Here is a 17,961-nt window from a genome sequence, read left to right as displayed (position 1 = left end):
TGTATCCATCCCTCTCTCTCCGCCCTTTACTTACTCCAACTCACTTATATCAAGCCGGTCAAAACCTTCCAGTAATGTGCGGGCGATGTCTTTCAGCTTTGCAAGATCACCTTTTCGGGCGCTTTCGATGTTCAGCGGCATAACGGGGTCGTGCAGGGATAGGCGGAGCAGCATCCAGCCTTGTGCTTCGGCGTTTTTAAATGAAATACGCACCCCTTCATACGACTGCGGCAGTTCAAAACCGGCTTTTGCGGCGCGCTCCTTAAATGCTTGCAGGATTGACGTGCCATATTCTTTAAAGTCATCGCCTCGTATCTTAAAACGCAATTCCGTTTCTTCTACCATCGGCGGGAGCTTTTCAATCAGGCTTTCGATATTTTTTCCTGCGTGCTTTGCGTTCGCAAGCGCCGTAACCAGCTTTACCGCAAGAAAAGCGCCGTCATCGAGGTAGTAATTGTCTTTCAGCGCGCCGTGTCCGGACGTTTCCATCGCCAGCGGGCTGATAAGCCCTTGCTCGTTCAATTCGCGGCATTTGTTGATTACGTTTTTGTAGCCGCGCATATACCGCAGATGGGTAAGCCCTAACTCCTGCTCAAGAAAGAAGGTGAGCCGGTCGGAAGTTACCGAATCGGTAACGATGGTGCTGTGCGGATAGTCGGGTGCAAGGATTGCCGCCGTCATTGCGATAATTGCATCGCGGTTGACTTCCGTTCCGTCGGATAGTACTGCCGACATACGGTCAACATCCGTGTCGAAAATCAAGCCTAGATCGGAGCTGCTTTGCACGGTAGCGGTTTTAGCCGCTTCCATCGCCGCCTTGTTTTCGGGATTGGGAATGTGATTGGGAAAGGTACCGTCCGGTTCAAGGAAGCGGCTGCCGCTGGTATCGGCGCCAAGCGCTTTTAATACCTGCTTTGCAAAAAAGCCGCCTGCACCGTTCCCGGCATCGACCGCGATTTTTAAGTTTGCAAGCGGCTTTTCGGCATGGAAGCTCAAGCCTTTCCGGATGGCGTCTTGCAGGTGTTTTGAGTATCGCGCAATTAAATCGAATGACCGGCATTTCGACGCGCTGCTGTCTCCGGTAGTCTGTTGTGCGGCGGTATCAGGCGGAATGGCATTACTGTGCTGCGCTGTAGCATCATGCTGTGCGGCGGCACTGCGTAAAATTTCCGTGATGTCGGCGCGTTCAAGCCCGCCTGTTTTATCGAAGAACTTGAACCCGTTCCGGTTGAACGGGAGGTGGCTTGCGGTAATCATAATTGAGCCGTCAAAGTTTGTTTCTTCAAACACGGTGCCCATAAACATTGCCGGTGTGGTAGCAAGCGAGCAGCGCACGATAGTAACCCGCTGCGCCGCAAGCCCTTCGATGAGCGCATTTTCAAGCGCTTCGCCGGAAAGCCGGGAATCCCGTCCGATACCGATTACCAGCGTATCCGTGCTGCGTCCTGTTTTTGCAGAAAGCCAGAGCGCAAACGCCGCGCCGATGTTCCGGCAGACTTCGGTCGTTAAATTTACCTGTTCGCCGTCAACGCCTTCCAGCGCAACGCCGCGGATATCGCTGCCGTTTTGCAGCTTCAAAAAATCATGTTCGTTCATAGTGTGTTTATTATAGCAAAAAACTGCGTGTGGGGTAGAGGGGGAAGCGCGGCTTTTAGTCGGAGAGAGCCCCCTCGCAAAATGATGATCTGATGATATAGCTTGCTTGATATATAAAACTGCGGTACCATTAGGGAATGAGCAGGAATATAAACATGAACAAAAGATTTTTTTATTGGTTTATTATCAGCATTGCTGTTGCGGCACAGTTATTTGCAGCTGAGACGGTGCGTTTTCAGGAGCAGACTTACAGCGGTTCCGTAACCTACAACGAAAAGGTTCAGCCGGGAGACGCAGTATTCGTGCGTCTTTCGATGAAGATGCCCGGAGCAACGTCTGATAAGACCTCACAAAAGCCTACCGCCGTTTTGCAGCTCTTTAAGGGAAAAGAGCGGGCTGCTTCCGCGCAGTTCTTCTTTACAAATCCACAAAATTGCAGCGCGGAAACAGCTGAGATGCTTGCGGGTATTCCGCTTTCGACATGGCTTTCCGACAAAGAGGTTTATTCACTTAAAGTGATTATTTCAACAGGGGATGCACAGAAAAAAGAAATAACGCTGCCCTTCAGTATTCAGAAAAAGCAATTTGTTTCCGAGCGTATTGTGCTTGATGCAAGAAATACAGGAATTAGGAAGGATGTGAGTCCGGAACGCCGTGCACAAAGTGAAAAACTCAATAAAATTCTTGAAACGGTAATACCGCAGGATGTGTATACATTGAAGCCCTTTACAATACCGGTAGATTCAAAACGGATAACGTCCGGTTTTGGCGACCGCCGAGTCTTTGAATATACCGACAAGCAAACGAGTACTACGCTGCATTATGGAATAGATTATGGAGTGCCGACGGGGACTCCCGTTCATTCCTGTGCTGAGGGAAAGGTTGTACTAGCGGAGAACCGTATTTCTACCGGCTGGAGTGTTGTGGTAGAGCATTTGCCTGGACTGTACAGTCTCTATTACCATCTGGATTCGCTGAACGTGCAAGAAGGTCAATATGTCAAACAAGGGGAGCGGCTCGGGCTTTCCGGTGCAACAGGGCTTGCAACCGGGCCGCATCTGCACTGGGAAGTACGGCTGAATATGGGCGCTGTAAATCCCGAATTCTTTTTGAAAGAGTTTGCGTTTTGACTTTGATATCTTCCCATGCATTATCTGTATCATCAGAAAATCTTTATGCATTTTTATCTGTATGAGTATTTTATACTCCGACGTTCTACGTCGAGGGAAACAGCATAGGGTAAAGTATATATCTTGATTTCTGCATAAAACCGCAGTACCATTAGGAAGTAAAAGATTATGATGGGAAAGACTATGAGGTCTGCTGAATAATGTGCTGCGGTGGGCGTGAATGAACGGGGGCCGATTGCATCAATGTAAGAGGAGATAAATATGACATACGAAATGTTGGAACAGCAGATAAAATCCCTTCCGTATGAATATTATATGCAAGTTGAGCATTTTGTAAATTTTATGGTACACGAAGCGGGGAAACAGGCTGACGAAAAATATGCTTCTACTATTTCTGAAAAATTGAAGAGTGTTTATTCACAGATACCGGCATCTGCACAAACAGCTTTATCGGCAGCAACATTGGATTCATGGCGGGAGCTTACAAAAAATGATACGTGGTGAAATATACTGGGCTGATTACGGAATACCGTATGGAAGTGAGCCTGGATTTAAAAGACCTGTTGTGATCGTCCAGAACGATGCATTTAATATCAAGGAACTCCATACTGTTCTTGCCGTTCCGCTGACAACCAATATAATACTCGCTGATGCTCCCGGGAATGTATTTATCGATAAAATAGATAGCGGTCTTCCAAAAGATTCCGTCGCAGTGGTATCGCAAACAGGAGTGATTGATAAAGCAAGAATTTCTGAAAAAGCCGGTATTCTACCTTTTGATAATATGCATGAAATTGATGCCGGACTTTGTTTGATTTTGGGGCTTAATTAAAAAGCTCATTTTAGTATTCTTATAAACTCGTCCGAGTGTGTTATAATGTGTGGCATATTCAAATACGAAAGCGGAGGAGGGGTAAATGATGTCTATTAAGGCAAAAGACATGACGATGGCGGAACGCAAGGAACGTGTGGCGCAGCTGGTAAATCAATTTAAGGAGAATGAGGCGTTTTATCTTTCCAAGAATTTTGTTGAAAGCGAAGTACGTAATAAGTTTATCGATCCGCTGCTTGAATGTCTGAAGTGGGATGTTTAACTTCGGCTGCTAATGCGTTTGCACAGCCGAAAAAATTCTTTGATTATCGAAAACAAAATATAAAAAGCGGCGGTGATTGGAATGTTTACAGCAAAGATAGAATTGTCGTAAGGTAAATCGATTCTATACCAATCGTAGGTCTATGTAAAGCTGACATACTTGCATCAAATACACTATATAGTATTTGGTCGAAAACTCCTGATTTTTCATTATTATATATACTGTGTATATTAAATTCAAAATTAATAAAAAAATATTGGAGTACAACATACTCCGATAACAAGTTACTATTTTCTAAAATAAAAGGATATCAGCTAAAAGAACGGCCTATTAAAAAAATTCCGCTTCAAGAGCAAACGCCGCTTATCCATTTTGCTGAGCAAATGCTTGATGCACAGGAATAGCTGGACAGTGCAATATCCGATTCTGATAAAAAATTCTTACAACAGCGGGTTGACATTTTAGATAAGCAGATAAATACTGTTGTATATGGACTGTACGGGTTGACGGCGGATGAGGTGAAGATTGTGGAGGGGGAGTAGGGATAATTTATGAGAGATAAAACTAATGCAGAAATAACAGTATATCCTAAACTTATCAAGAATATGCCGTGTGAAGAAGATTTATTTGCTGGTAAAGCACATACAACAATTGCACAAAATATTTGTAATACCATAAAAAATAATCTTGATTGTCGTATGATAGGTCTTGACGGATCTTGGGGGACCGGTAAGTCAAACTTATTAAAAATACTTGAAAAACAGCTTAATCAACAAGAGTATGAAAAATATTATTTTTTTTATATGACGCATGGGGACATCAAGAAGATATTCAACGACGTGCAATTTTAGAGAATTTGACTGATTTTCTTGTTAAAGAGAAAAAGATTCTTGATAGTAAGAAATGGAAAGAAAAATGTAAAAATCTTGAATCAAAAACAAAAGAAACGGAAGTAAAAACGATACCTAAATTAAGTATCGGAGTTATCATAGGTGTTCTATCTGTTATAATAGCACCTGCTTTAAAACCGATCTCTGATTTATTACAAGAATCTTATCCAATAATTAGTAAATATATATATTGTATACCTTTAGGTTCATTAATGCTTGTGTTATGTTTTAAGATATTAAAACATATTTGGCATTGTATAATATGTTTTTATAAAAGGGGTAAAAATCAACAAAAATTTAAATTTATTTTTGATGAAATATTTGCTTTTTATACAAAAGATAGAAAAGACATTGTAACCCATGAGGTAATCTCTGAACGTAATCCTTCCTCAAAAGATTTTAAAGATTGGATAAAAGAGATATCTGAGGACTTAGAAAATAATAATCTTATAATTATTTTCGATAATATGGATAGGCTTCCGTCCAATAAAGTACAAGAACTTTGGTCATCGATTCATAGTTTTTTTGCAGAAGAAAGATATGAGGGGAGATGGGTTATTGTTCCTTTTGATAGGCTGCATATACGAAATGCTTTTAAGAAAGAGGATATACAAATACCTAAGACAGAAAAAGAGAATACTTCTGCAGATAAATATATATGTTATGGCGATGATTTTATCAATAAAACCTTTGATGTTGTCTACAGGGTATCTCCGCCTATTATGTCTGATTGGAAAGATTATTTTAGAATGCAGTGGAAAGAGGCATTCGGGAATACGATTGAGCAAAACAACTATGAAAATGTGATGCAAATATATGATATGTTGACAATAGAGCAATCACCTCGAAAAATTATTGCATTCATAAATGAAATAGTGACGATTAAACAAATTGTAAAAGATACCATACCCTACCAATATATTGCATTGTACATATTTGGTAAACAAAGAATGACCGAAAAAGGTATTACCGAAATTTTTTCGCCTACCTTTTTAGGTGCTATTGACTTCTTATATAAAAATGACACTGACCTAGCAAAATATCTTGCTGCATTATATTACCAATTACCACCGGAGCAGGTAAAAAGCGTCATATTCAAGGAAAAACTTAAGCAGTCACTCGACAGCAAGGATGTGATTACCGTTAAAGAAATCAGTAATTCGCCTCTTTTTATTGATGTACTAGAATCTGCTTTGCCGGAGGTTACCAATGTTGGTAATACGGCAGAGGTCATTAATGATGTTTTCCGTGATAAACAAGATGACCCATATACCAAACATATGTGGAGAGTTCTTTACAATAAGTCAAGAGATAAAACGGAAACAAAACTAGAAAATTATCAGTATATATTACTTACCCATATTGAAGCTCCTGCACAATATCTAATGAACATTATAAATACATTAGCAAATGATAAAAATTTTAATTCTAAGCAGTATTATAGTGATATTACAAAGCTTAGTGAATTAAAAAATATTAATGTTTTTGACTACATCAAATCTAAAGAATTACAGGTAGAGCAGTTTATTACTTTTATTAACCTTGCGAAAGAAAAAATAGAAAAGTATAAAATTACTTGTGATAATGATGAACTAGATGAATACTTAGCAACATTGGAAGTTTTAAAATTAAAAGAAATAAATTTTATACCATACATTGTAAAAGAATATGATTTTGATAAATATAAAAAACACTTGGTTGAGCTTATCTCAAAAAATCAAAGCTCTAAAGAATATATTAAACTTTTATATACTCGTCTAAAAGAAATTGAACGTCCTGTGAAACAAGAGCTTTTAACTGATAGTGAGATTTATTCACTGTTTACCCAATTTAATAATCAAGATGAGTTTTACTATGATTTAATTTGTATGAGGATTGCACGATTTGATGATTTTAGTTCATCATATTCAAGCCCCTTCGATGCTGTGCTAAAGAACAATAAGGATAAGATATCTTTAAAAATAGCAGAAAGAATCGAGTATTACACCGATTACAGTGATATACTCATAAATTTATCAAAAATAGACTTTCCTCTTTATAAATCAATGGCACAGGATTTAACGAAAAGATCTTATGGTGTATCACGTGCAAGAATTGAAATAATCTTAAATGATTATGATGTTATTAGTAAAAAACTGGAACTTCCACATAAGACATTGCTTTCTCGTTTAGAGGGCTGGAGTGAGTATGCAATCAGAGATATCACTATATCTAATATAATACATATATCGGTTGCCTTTTTTAAAGCAGTACATAATGAAAACATCAAAAATGAATTGACTGATCATTGTATGAATACGCTTGATGAATATCTGAAAAGCCTTACTAAAGAACTATGGATTGAAGAAATTAAAAATAAAGGCTTTGCTTACCAAACAATCGAATACAGTACATTACCACTACAGCATAGCGCTGTTGAGGCGTTGGAAGATGTTATCAAAAGTTTTGTAAAATCAGAATCAGATTTTACAAATTGTACAGATCAGATTACATATTTAATTGAAAAAGCAGAAAAAGATAGTCGTTCGTTACAAAGTATTGCAAAGGATATCAGGGATATTTTTACCAATGGAAAGGTAGAAATGACAACAGAGCTTTTTTCAACTATAGGAGTTCTTCTATTGAAACGAGGCAAACTTGAACAGAAAACGGAAGCTCTACGTACGGTATTTCCTAATACTGTTGTTGATTCATATATTGATCTATTACTCCAATACAGTAAATCAATAAAAAAGATAATACAGCAAGCAGATACTGAAGAAGTTGAATCGTTTGCCGCTCATCTGATAAGTATGTCGGATAAAGATGAGCGAGCGCTTGAACTTATCAAAAAACTTGGGCTATCTCAATCTGAGAACAAAGAAAATACAAAAACCGATAAATTATAATTACACAGTATCTCCCTCAATGTCTTACGAAACAATTATCAAACAAGTAAAAATGTTACCGGAACCATTGTTAGCATCAGTATCAACCTTCATCAAACTATTTGAATCTGCGTAATGCAATTTTACTGAAAACCACGCCGGTCACGCAAAGCCTAAAAAAAAACTTTTTTTGCATTAGCGGAAAAATACACCTTGACCAGAACGCTGTTACCGAGTTACGCGAGGTAAGCTTGATATGATTTGATCTACTGAATGAATCTTTTAACCCACGTATCTAAAAAATTCATTTGCTCTTCCGTATGAAACCAATGTTCGCCCCTATCAAAAACCGTTAAGCTCGCGTTTATTGTATGTGCAAAATTCGTCATTGTTTCCAAAGAAGTCATATCGTCTTTTTTACCGTAAAGAATGCCGGTAGGAATGTTCCATGTTATAGGATTGTTCCTGACAAAAGAAAGGTATTCCCACGATAATGGTTCGCCGAAAGAAGTACTGATTATCTTTTTTGCCCTCAGCTCTTCTTCGGATACCTTTGCCTTTTTCATCATAGTTAAGATTAGATTTTCCATATCGACAATGGGCGAAATAAACAGGGCTTTTGTGATTGGCTTTTTCGATAAAGAAATCAGAGAAAAATAAGCTCCTATACTGTTTGCGATTAATAAAATTTCACTGTACTTTGGAGCGATAAAATCAAAATAGTTTTGAAATTCTTCTTTAGCCTGCCACGGTAATTCCGCTTTATAATCGAAACCTATAACTTCATAATCGTCATTAAAAAGTTTTTTATAATGATCGGCTTCGTCTGTGGAACCGCCTTTTCCGTGCACATATATAACAGCGTTGTTCATTTAAAATAGCTCCTATTCTGCATCTATAAATCCGAAACAATAAATTATTTTAAGAAATCTTCCCAATTTCGCCAACCGGCATAGGAAAATTCTAAGGCAGGGCAACCGCATTACAAATATTTTTAGCGGTTGCCTTCCTTCCTCTGTGCGAAATTTTGCTTAAAATTTCGCACATTTTTCCAGCAAATGGGTAAACGCATCAGGTAGAGTAGATATAAATCGCGGAAAAATTGAGACTGTGAGACCATTTGAACCATCTTCAACTGTTGTACATCCGTGTACAACAGTTGAAGGCGAGTTTTGTGCGCGCACAAAACATCGCTGCTGTATGGAACTACTGCCATCCTTGGCCGTTCTGGTCGAATAGTATCAATTTTTCCGCGGGGAGACTAAAAAAACGACCTGATGCGTTTATCCTGAATTCTAAAGTCAATACATGGGAATTTCCAGAGTAATCCCCGCTTCCCACCTGTTGCCTTTCCGTTCAAAAATCGTGATGTTATCAACCGGAAAGTCTTCCGCAAGGTTCATTTCGTTCATAACTTGAAGCGCCTTCGTCATTATGCCTACAGAAATATCCCGATTTGCAACAGTTGCATGAGGCTGGAAAGGCTTTTTGTCTTTTTTCGTACAGCCCGGACAGGCATTCAAAATTGCTTGTATTGTTTTATCACGGAGCTTTGTCCAATTTTCATCTGCAACGACGTTTGCAAAAAGCGTTCTATCTCCAAACGCATCAAAGTTATCAATATGAGCAGTAAAACCTAAACCTTTGGGCAAGACTTCTTTTTCAATCGCGCTGATTAAATCAGCTGTTGAATATTCTTCTTGCAATCTGAACGGAGGGACGAGTGTAACATGGATGGGTGTACCATGCCCTGACTTGCAGCCGTAAACCTCGTTCATATAACGGCGGCAATCTTCAAGAGTAAGGGTTATATCCTCTGGGAGGAGAACGCCGATAAAATGCGTTTGCTGCGGAACATTGTTTTGTTTCATCTCTATCATTATAGCATGGAACCATGTATCATTCTATCTTGGTGTTCTTCAGTATTCTGAATGCCGGCAGCTGGATTTTCTCAAAGTTATGATATAATAGTTATGCAATGTTAAGGTTAACTGAAAATGATTCATAATCCGGTATTTTTTCATGTTGATTTAGATGCTTTTTTTGCCTCGGTAGAACAGCTTGATAATCCGGCTTATCGCGGCAAGCCGGTTATTGTCGGCGGGCTTGGTAGGCGAGGTGTTGTTTCAACTGCTTCGTATGAAGCGCGGAAATTCGGTGTCCATTCTGCGATGCCGATAGCCCGTGCGCGTGCCTTGTGTCCGCAGGGGATCTTTATAAAAACACGAATGCAGCGTTACTATGAAAAATCGAAAGAGATTATGAGCATTTTTAAAAACTTTAGTCCCGATATACAGCAGCTTTCTGTCGATGAAGCGTTCCTCGATATGAGCGGTACTGAAAAAATATTCGGCGATACGACAACGGCAGCCCGGCTTTTAAAAACTACCATTTTTGAACAAACCGGTTTGCGCGTTTCCGTAGGAGCTGCTTCTAATAAGTACATTGCAAAAATTGCGTCGGGACAATCGAAGCCGGATGGTTTGCTGGTTATTCCGCCAGGCGGAGAAGGGGCGTTTATGCAGTCGCTGCGTTTAAGCGATGTATGGGGGATCGGCGGCAAAACGCGTGCGAGACTTGCGGAGGCCGGTCTGACGACTATTGCTGAAATTCTCAAACAGCAGGAATCCGTTTTACAGCTGATTATCGGGAATGCCGCCGGTACGTTTTTGTATCAAGCCGTCCGCGGAGATATGGCGCATGTTTTTAACGAAGAGCGGAAAAGTCATGCTATCAGTACGGAACGCACGTTTGAAACCGATCTTCATGAAAGAGACGAAATCTCCGATGTGCTGTTTCAGCTGAGTGCTGAGTTGATGTGCCGTATTCTTGATGAGCGTATTCAAAGCCGCACCGTACATATTAAAATACGGTATACGGATTTTACCACCATTTCGGCACAGCAGAGCGGGGCATTGATTAACGATTCTGCTGATTTATATGAGCGGGCACAAAAGCTGTTCTTTTCCCGTTTTGATACGGCGCTGTCCGTCCGGCTTATCGGGATTGGGGTGGATGTCGGCAGCGACAACAGTCAGTTGGAGCTTTTTGCTTCCGAAAAAGCGACAAAAAAACGTAAAATTGAAGAAGCGGTTTTGAATATTGCAAAGAAGAATAAAGATGTCAAAATTGTGCAAGCACGATTGCTCCCGCGGGGAGAATAGCGGAGTATAATGAGTTTATGGCTTGCTTCCGTACTTCGGGATTGTCTCTGCGGCAAGGGATGCGTCTGTATACGATTGTGCCGGCACTGTGTCTTTTATCGCTGTGGCTTTTGAGTTCGTAGTTTGTGCTGCTTTTACGTTTTCCTTTTGCACTGTTGTATTAGATGATATGACGGCGGAGGAATCAAGTTCCATAAGGTTATCTGTCCACACTTCGCATTGGTTCATAACAGTTTCCACTGCATCTTCTACCCCTGCTGGCGGGTAATCATATTTTTTTAAGAGTCTTTTGATAAGCATCCGCATGTGTGCCCGAGCACCTGCTTTCCGCGACCAATCGATGGTTTTATTTTTACGCAGTGTTTCGGTTAATGCCTTTGTCATTGCAATCAGCTCACCATTTTTATAAAAATCTTTGATTGCTTCAGGCTTCGTGAGAGCATCATAAAACGCGGATTCTTCGGCGCTCAAGCCTAGCTGTTTTCCTTCCTGTTCGGCTTCGGTGATTTGCCGTGCGAGTTTGAGCATCTCGGCTATGACTTCTTCGTTGGTAAGCATCCCGTTCAAATAGGCATTTACGGTCTGCTGCAGCATTTTGCTGAATTTTTCTGATTTTACAACATTGTACCTCTGATAGATATGTACTTGTTCCGCAAGCAGCCGCTTGAGCAGCTCGACGGCAAGGTTGCGCTCTTTCATATTCGCAATATCTTCTAAAAATCCCGGAGAAAAGAGGGAAAAAGCTTTTGAAATATCCGAAAAAAGATTGACTACACCGCTGCTTTTAATACTCTGCATTAAAAGCGCATTGATCTGAGCATTCAATTCAGGCAGTGAAAGCCGTTTGCCGCCACCGGTATAGCTTAATCTGACTAACAAAACACGTACCGCTTCAAAAAAAGCAGCTTCAAACCGTTGCGGTTCTACAGCAACGGAAGAACAGAGGGAGAGTGCTTGCCGGAGCAAGAATGCTTCTTTCAAAAAAGTGTCTTTTTGCTTTTCTTTTTCACGTGCCATAAGAAAGTTCACCGCACCGCTTATCGCCTTTGCCCGTTCCAGATCGGTACCGGTCATAAACATAGAGTAATCATAGCCATGTAAGAGGTCTTGGCAGATAGAAAGTTTTTCTAGGAAGGTAGGATAAGCAACGGAAAGAATATCAGTGTCGCCGTATTGTTTTTTATCGCGGCTGGTGTAGTCGTTCATTGCCTGTTTGAGCGCCCGTATAATCCCGATGTAATCGACTACGAGTCCTCCTTCTTTATCCTGAAAAACACGGTTGACACGGGCGATTGCCTGCATCAGATTATGCCCAGCCATCGGCTTGTATATATACATGGTAGCAAGAGACGGTACATCAAAACCGGTCAACCACATATCGACAACAATCGCAATCTTGAGCGGACTCGTGTTATCCTTAAATTTTGCAGCAAGTTCATCCCGTCGGTGTTTATTTCCAATAATACTCCGCCATGATTCATCGTCATCATTGGTAGAAGTCATAACGACAGCAACGGTTTCAGTCCATATAGGACGCAGCTCCAGCATTTTACGGTAAATCTTCATCGCAATAGGCCGGGAATAAGCGACAACCATCGCTTTACCGGTTAGAAGGCAGGCACGGTTACTTTCATAATGTTCAATAATATCGCGCACCAGCGAATCGATTGCTTCATCGCTGCCGAGCAATGCTTCCATTTTGGTAAGTTCGTGTTTACTTTTTTCAATGACGTATTCATCGGTTTGTTGCGCAGCCGCATCATATTCCGCATCGATGAGCTGCAAAGTTTCCTGATCTAGTTTGAGCTTGATGACGCGACTTTCATAATATACCGGCCGAGTTGCGCCGTCTTCAACTGCCTGCGTCATATCGTAAATATCGATGTAATCGCCAAACACTTCGCGAGTGCTGCGATCGGCAGCGGAGATCGGTGTTCCGGTAAAACCGATATAACTTGCATTCGGTAGACTGTTACGAATAATGCGTGCAGTACCGATTATCCGTTTGGCGATATCTTCACCTGCGTCGTTTTTGGCTATTTTTATTTTTTCGGTGAGGCCGTATTGTCCGCGGTGAGCTTCATCTGCCATCACAATGATATTCCGACGTTCCGACAGCGGTTCAGAAGATTCTTCGAACTTCTGCATGGTGGTAAAAAAGATACCGTTTGCCTGTCGTCCTGCAAGCAGTTGTTTTAGGTTTTGTCTGCTTGTTGCTTGTATTGGAGATTGCCGCAAAAAGCTCTTGCATTTAGCAAACTGACCATAGAGTTGATCGTCAAGGTCATTTCGATCCGTAATTACTACAATAGTAGGGCTTTCCAATGCAGCTTGCAGCAAATGGGCGTAAAACACCATCGAGAGAGATTTTCCGCTTCCCTGCGTATGCCAAAACACTCCGGCTTTTCCGTCGGTCTTAACAGCTTTTTGCGTTGAAAGGATGGCTTTCCGCACGGCAAAGTATTGATGATACCCTGCAAGGATTTTAAAGCTCTCGAGTCCCTCATCCGAGAAGCAAATGAAGTTTTTGATGATATCCAAAAGCCGTTCTTTTTTAAACATACCTTCAAAAAACGTATCAAACTGAGCATACTGGGTATTTTCGTAGTTGCCGTCCTTTGTTTTCCACTCCATAAAGCGGTCTTCTCCGGATGTTATCGTACCTGCTTTTGAGGTAAGCTGATCACTCATTACGCAGATTGCATTGTAGATAAACAGAGAAGGGACTTCTCTCATATAGTTGCGGATTTGCCGGTAAGCCTCGGATGCATCGGTTTCCTCACGGGATGGTGACTTCAGTTCTATCAGTACAATCGGCAGTCCGTTAAGAAACAGGAGCATATCGGGGCGTTTTGTGCTGTTTTCGATATATGTCCATTGATTTGCGATGATAAATGAATTGCGCGCAGGATTGTCATAATCGGCAAGATATACGATAGCTGACCGCCGTTGCCCCTGATCAAAATACTGTACTTCGATACCGTTTTGCAGGTAATCCATAAAAAGCGTATTTTTTTGCAGCAGTTCGGCGTTTTCAAAATGCTGTAATTTAGAAAGCGCTTCCTGAATCGCCTCTTGCGGCAGATCCGCGTTAATCCGATACAGAGAATCCTCTAAAACAGTATGGAACAGGGGGCTATGAAAATCCCGTTCAACATCCGGCCCGTACACATAGTCATAGCCCAATGTATCTCTAAAAAGCTCAATCAAAGAATGTTCATAATCGGTTTCGGTATAATTTTGCACACTCTCTCCTTTTGAAAATATACAGCGCATCTACTGCGTCGCATCATTAAAAGTGTACATCCGTGTACACTTTTAATGGCGATGTTTCGGTGCTGCCGAAACATCGCTTCTGATAAAACCAGCGGCATCCATGCCGCTACTGAAATTCTCACCGTTTCAGAACGGACATGGATGTCCGTGATATAAAACAAGAGCGATGTTTTTGCGTGAGCAAAAACTCGCCGTCAGCAAATGTACACGGATGTACATTTGCTGGCAGGGTATCTACACCGTCTCTTTTCAAAAGGCTCACGAAAACCTGATTTTTCAAAAAAGAGGTGTTTCATCGCTGCGCTAAATCAGAATTTATCGGCTTAATCAGGGCTTTATCCTAAGTTTTAGAATCGATTTCTGCTATAGCTGATTAACGGGACATCCGTTTTGCCGTGCCCAGCGGATAACTTCGTTCATGCGTTTTTGATAGCCTTTAACACCTGAACTTTGCAACCATGCCAAATTATCTAAGTCTATTCTAAAGGACACCGGTTTTTTTAAGGGTTTCCAATTTTTTAAATGCCCTTCTGAAAAGTCCTTTTCCGTAAGTTCCGGAATATCCGTAAAATCGATATTTTTACGCAATTCTTCCATTCTTTTAGCTGTAAAACTGTTTGCACCATTGTTCATAAAGTCTTTCCTCTTCATTTGACGAAATACGGGCGGATATAATCCTAATCCGTTCCCGTTCCGTATAGCAGGAAACAACCACTGCAAATCCATTTATTTTAGCAGTGCCGATATATCGTGTTTCATCTAAACTTGAATGAGCAAAATCTTCCTTTTCCCAAAAAAGAGGATCATCAAACATCGGCAGTATTTCTTCAAAAGAAATACCATGCTTTTTTATGTTCAACGTCTCTTTAGCTTTATCCCATTCAAAACGACCATGTATAACATTTTCACCCATTTGATTGCCTATAATTATTATACATTCTGTATATACAATTTGTCAATTATAATTTTCTCTCATTACCTAAAATAGCTATTATCAGTTGACCTTTATTCCAACTCTATCTTTGAAACATCGATTTCACCCGACATAAGTTTTGGTAAGAGGGTGTCGCGGAGAGAGGAAAGGGTATATATCTCTTTTATATTATTATCGATAGCACTATTAATAGCTGTAAATTGATCTATAAGAGTAAAGTTATTAATATCTTTAGGGCCAATAAATCGGAAATCTTCGAGATTCCCTTTTGTAATAAAGTTAATTACAGAACCTCGCGCAGCTTTTGTAATTTCAGAAAGATGAAATTTGACAGCATAATATAGCCAACTTGTATATCTTGAAATTGTTGGAATTAGCACATATGTACGTTGATATGCCTCAAACTTTCCATTATACCACTTAACATTAAAATCACCGTTGCCTGCAACAAGAATTGCATTTGCATCAAATGAATATTCATCTGTCCAACTAATAGTCTGTGAGCAGCTGAAAAATGGATAGCGCCCTTTTTCTGATGAAATATTAGCATTTTTCTTTCCCGTTACTACCGGCAAAAAATCTCCTAACCGATACTCATTCCAATCATCTGGCATTGTACCGCCGAATGGCTCAAAATCAATAAACCATGACTTAAAAATTGCCTGAGCCTGCTGCTCTAAATTAGTATTTATCTGCCGATTGAGCTCGATTTTATCGTCGAGGAGTCTTAGAAGTTTCGTCAATTTTTGTTGTTCAGTATATGACGGACAAGAAATTTCAAGATTTTTAACAACATCAAGTTGTACTCTTTGCCGTCCGGAAGAACCAACCATTGATTTTATTGCACCTTCTCTAACGTCAGAACTCGTTGCTAAATAGTAAATATAATCAGCATCCGCTATTCCTTTTTTTGCTCTTAAAACAATATATTCTGTAGAACCAAATCCAATTTCATTATCATTTAATAAAGAAATTTTAGCTGTTTTACCATTTTCTAGACAGGGAGTAATTCTAGCCATTATCGTATCGCCATTACGAAATTTTGTACCGCTATAAAAAACTTCTTTTGTATATCCTATAACATCTCTACAAAAAGGCGTAAGCTGTGTCATTTCTATTTTTTTAGCAGCAGAGCCTTTGGGTATACTTTCTTTAGGATTAAATTCAATAATATCTTTCAATTTACATTCTTTCCACTTTTCCATATTTATTCCTCAGCACAATTATTTCTTATCCAATATATTTGCGATGTGCAATTTTGACATTGCTTTGTTTGACCATCGCGTACTGCAATGTGGTATCGATACGTTTATGTCCCAATAGCTGCTGTAGTTGTTCGATGGGCATTCCCTTATCGATTGCCATTGTCGCCAATGTTCTTCTGAATTTATGAGGATGCACCCGCGCCAATCCTAACTGTTTTCCCAATCGGCGCAAACAAGTTTCAATACCGCCGATATTCATTCTATTATATGGAGCTTTAAGCGAGACGAAAAGAGCTGGATTATCGTCAGTTCTGCTTTGAAGATAATTTTTTAAATGTATCTTTGTTCGGGCATCAAAATATACCACTCGTTCCTTATTACCTTTACCGAACACAACACATTCACGTTCGTTAAAATCTATATCGTTCCGATTAAGAAGCACCATTTCACCCACTCTCATGCCGGTTGATGCAAGCATATCGATCATTGCTAAATCGCGCGGTTCGGTGCAGTTATCCCGCATCATTTCTAGAGCTTCATCAGAATAAGTCTCTTTTATGTTAATAACAGCTTTTACTTTATGGATTCGCCGTACCGGACTTTTTAAAATATGATCTTCATCTTCAAGCCACGAGAAAAAACTCGACAATATCCGCCGAATATTATCAATTGTAACCCTGCAGGACTGTTTTTGCTGCTGATAACTTGTAAGATAGCTGCGTATATCTTCCGTTTCAATCTGTTTTATATCTTTGTTTACCGTAGAAAGCATAGCTTGAATGGTTGTATGGTAGTATTTGAGCGATTTTTCCGAACATCCTTCGACCCGTTTAGCCGATAGAAATAAGTCAACAAGATTAAGTGTACTGCATTCCGAGCTTCCGTCTTTCTTGGTTATTTCATACTGAAAAAGAACATATTGCATTACTGCTTGTAGCTTTTCAAGCTGGGCATTATTTAAACAGGGCAACATAGACTGCATAACGTCATTTATAAGATTTTGTTTCATTTTATATCTCCTCTCTACTTACGGTATCGGTAAAATAGAGAATAGAGACCGCTAAATCAGAATTTATCGGCTAATATATCCAAGGCTTGATGCGGTGTTATGACGAAGGGAACTTCAGGAAAATGTTTTATATTGCCGGTAATTAAATAAGCATTAAACTGTTGCCGAGCATGTAACGTAACGGCATAGAAAACAATGTCTTTCGGATCGGGCATTGGTTCATTGACTGATATGCCGTTAAATTTTATCCCTATCTCTTGTATCGCATGTACTGCAATATCAACTGATTTTGCCGGAAAACAAAATTTTGGACGGTGCAGTACGGTAGAATATTCAGCAATAATTTCTTCATTATAAATCGGAATAATATTACCTGCATACATGTTATTGACGACAGAGCGAGGAACAGAATTTTCCTTTAGAAATGCTGAAACAAGCACATTTGTATCAACAACAGCATATAGAGGCATATTATTATCCCTTGCGAACGGCATTGATTTCAGCATTAATTTCGTCAAGACTCATATCGGCAATGCCGTTTACGGTAGCACTTTCGGTCATTTTCTGCATTGCAGACATCACATCTTGTGGAATTCGCCTTTTCAAAGCCTTTTGATCCGAATTTCCTAACTTCATGCTAAATGGAATGCCATTTTCTGCAACGCTCCGCTTAAAAAAAATACGCACTGCTGTTGATAAATCTAAGCCAAGACCTTCATAGACGGCAGCAGCATCGTTTTTCAGCTTTTCATCTACTCGGATTTGAACTAAGGTACTTGCCATAAGGAATCTCCTG

Annotated in this window: 18 protein-coding genes; 8 read left to right on the top strand and 10 right to left on the bottom strand. The window is 40.1% G+C overall.

All coding sequences use genetic code 11. The features are described 5' to 3' along the window. Nucleotides 1-30: 30 nt before the first annotated feature. Nucleotides 31-1,596 (bottom strand): phosphohexomutase domain-containing protein, encoded by a 1,566-nt coding sequence (locus E4N65_RS10845; protein ID WP_253673238.1) that lies wholly within the window; start codon nucleotides 1,594-1,596, stop codon nucleotides 31-33. Nucleotides 1,597-1,751: 155 nt separating this feature from the next. On the opposite strand from E4N65_RS10845, the gene E4N65_RS10840 reads away from it, so the two are divergent. The 7 genes from E4N65_RS10840 (at nucleotide 1,752) to E4N65_RS10815 (ending at nucleotide 7,598) form a co-directional block, all read left to right on the top strand. After that, on the top strand, nucleotides 1,752-2,726 hold the full coding sequence (locus E4N65_RS10840) for a M23 family metallopeptidase (RefSeq protein ID WP_253673236.1): 975 nt from the start codon (nucleotides 1,752-1,754) through the stop codon (nucleotides 2,724-2,726). Between the two features lie 261 nt (nucleotides 2,727-2,987). Next, nucleotides 2,988-3,230: a hypothetical protein gene (locus tag E4N65_RS10835; RefSeq protein ID WP_253673234.1), complete on the top strand. Its 243-nt coding sequence runs from the start codon at nucleotides 2,988-2,990 to the stop codon at nucleotides 3,228-3,230. Further along, nucleotides 3,217-3,558 (top strand): type II toxin-antitoxin system PemK/MazF family toxin, encoded by a 342-nt coding sequence (locus E4N65_RS10830; protein ID WP_253673232.1) that lies wholly within the window; start codon nucleotides 3,217-3,219, stop codon nucleotides 3,556-3,558. The genes E4N65_RS10835 and E4N65_RS10830 overlap by 14 nt, the downstream gene beginning before the upstream one ends. Nucleotides 3,559-3,643: 85 nt before the next feature. After that, nucleotides 3,644-3,820 (top strand): hypothetical protein, encoded by a 177-nt coding sequence (locus E4N65_RS10825; RefSeq protein WP_235619808.1) that lies wholly within the window; start codon nucleotides 3,644-3,646, stop codon nucleotides 3,818-3,820. A 116-nt stretch (nucleotides 3,821-3,936) separates the two neighbouring features. Next, on the top strand, nucleotides 3,937-4,224 hold the full coding sequence (locus E4N65_RS12315) for a TaqI-like C-terminal specificity domain-containing protein (protein WP_371921841.1): 288 nt from the start codon (nucleotides 3,937-3,939) through the stop codon (nucleotides 4,222-4,224). A gap of 147 nt (nucleotides 4,225-4,371) precedes the next feature. Beyond that, the gene (locus E4N65_RS10820) at nucleotides 4,372-4,671 is read left to right on the top strand and encodes a P-loop NTPase fold protein (protein WP_052185494.1); all 300 of its coding nucleotides are present in this window, start codon (nucleotides 4,372-4,374) and stop codon (nucleotides 4,669-4,671) included. A gap of 5 nt (nucleotides 4,672-4,676) precedes the next feature. Beyond that, nucleotides 4,677-7,598, top strand: coding sequence for a hypothetical protein (locus E4N65_RS10815; protein WP_052185495.1), 2,922 nt, complete (start codon nucleotides 4,677-4,679; stop codon nucleotides 7,596-7,598). A 245-nt stretch (nucleotides 7,599-7,843) separates the two neighbouring features. On the opposite strand, the gene E4N65_RS10810 is transcribed toward E4N65_RS10815, so the two are convergent. Further along, nucleotides 7,844-8,449 carry an alpha/beta hydrolase gene (locus tag E4N65_RS10810; RefSeq protein ID WP_044014691.1) on the bottom strand — a complete coding sequence of 202 codons (606 nt, stop codon included), beginning with the start codon at nucleotides 8,447-8,449 and terminating at the stop codon, nucleotides 7,844-7,846. A gap of 429 nt (nucleotides 8,450-8,878) precedes the next feature. After that, complete coding sequence (locus E4N65_RS10805; RefSeq protein WP_044014693.1) at nucleotides 8,879-9,448, bottom strand: 2'-5' RNA ligase family protein; 570 nt, start codon at nucleotides 9,446-9,448, stop codon at nucleotides 8,879-8,881. A 126-nt stretch (nucleotides 9,449-9,574) separates the two neighbouring features. On the opposite strand from E4N65_RS10805, the gene dinB reads away from it, so the two are divergent. Further along, complete coding sequence (gene dinB, locus E4N65_RS10800) at nucleotides 9,575-10,741, top strand: DNA polymerase IV (protein WP_044014696.1); 1,167 nt, start codon at nucleotides 9,575-9,577, stop codon at nucleotides 10,739-10,741. Nucleotides 10,742-10,756: 15 nt separating this feature from the next. On the opposite strand, the gene E4N65_RS10795 is transcribed toward dinB, so the two are convergent. The 7 genes from E4N65_RS10795 to E4N65_RS10765 all read right to left on the bottom strand — a co-directional run bounded on the left by E4N65_RS10795 (nucleotide 10,757) and on the right by E4N65_RS10765 (nucleotide 17,948). Further along, the gene (locus E4N65_RS10795; protein ID WP_081984412.1) at nucleotides 10,757-13,987 is read right to left on the bottom strand and encodes a type I restriction endonuclease subunit R; all 3,231 of its coding nucleotides are present in this window, start codon (nucleotides 13,985-13,987) and stop codon (nucleotides 10,757-10,759) included. Nucleotides 13,988-14,380: 393 nt separating this feature from the next. Beyond that, entirely contained in the window at nucleotides 14,381-14,650 is a 270-nt protein-coding gene (locus tag E4N65_RS10790) for a BrnA antitoxin family protein (RefSeq protein WP_044014702.1), read from the bottom strand. Then, complete coding sequence (locus E4N65_RS10785) at nucleotides 14,619-14,930, bottom strand: BrnT family toxin (RefSeq protein WP_044014704.1); 312 nt, start codon at nucleotides 14,928-14,930, stop codon at nucleotides 14,619-14,621. Before E4N65_RS10785 ends, E4N65_RS10790 begins: the two co-directional genes overlap by 32 nt. 92 nt (nucleotides 14,931-15,022) lie before the next feature. Beyond that, complete coding sequence (locus tag E4N65_RS10780; protein ID WP_253673230.1) at nucleotides 15,023-16,156, bottom strand: restriction endonuclease subunit S; 1,134 nt, start codon at nucleotides 16,154-16,156, stop codon at nucleotides 15,023-15,025. Nucleotides 16,157-16,181: 25 nt separating this feature from the next. Then, the gene (gene xerA / locus E4N65_RS10775; RefSeq protein WP_044014700.1) at nucleotides 16,182-17,165 is read right to left on the bottom strand and encodes a site-specific tyrosine recombinase/integron integrase; all 984 of its coding nucleotides are present in this window, start codon (nucleotides 17,163-17,165) and stop codon (nucleotides 16,182-16,184) included. A 56-nt stretch (nucleotides 17,166-17,221) separates the two neighbouring features. Further along, the gene (locus E4N65_RS10770; RefSeq protein WP_044014698.1) at nucleotides 17,222-17,635 is read right to left on the bottom strand and encodes a PIN domain-containing protein; all 414 of its coding nucleotides are present in this window, start codon (nucleotides 17,633-17,635) and stop codon (nucleotides 17,222-17,224) included. 4 nt (nucleotides 17,636-17,639) lie between these two features. Further along, on the bottom strand, nucleotides 17,640-17,948 hold the full coding sequence (locus tag E4N65_RS10765) for a type II toxin-antitoxin system RelB/DinJ family antitoxin (RefSeq protein WP_044017120.1): 309 nt from the start codon (nucleotides 17,946-17,948) through the stop codon (nucleotides 17,640-17,642). Between the last annotated feature and the right edge of the window lie 13 nt (nucleotides 17,949-17,961).

The sequence above is a fragment of the Treponema sp. OMZ 855 genome (assembly GCF_024181145.1).
Taxonomy (GTDB): domain Bacteria; phylum Spirochaetota; class Spirochaetia; order Treponematales; family Treponemataceae; genus Treponema.
Note: the sequence above shows the minus strand (reverse complement) of the source record. Positions and strands in the feature narration are given on the sequence as shown.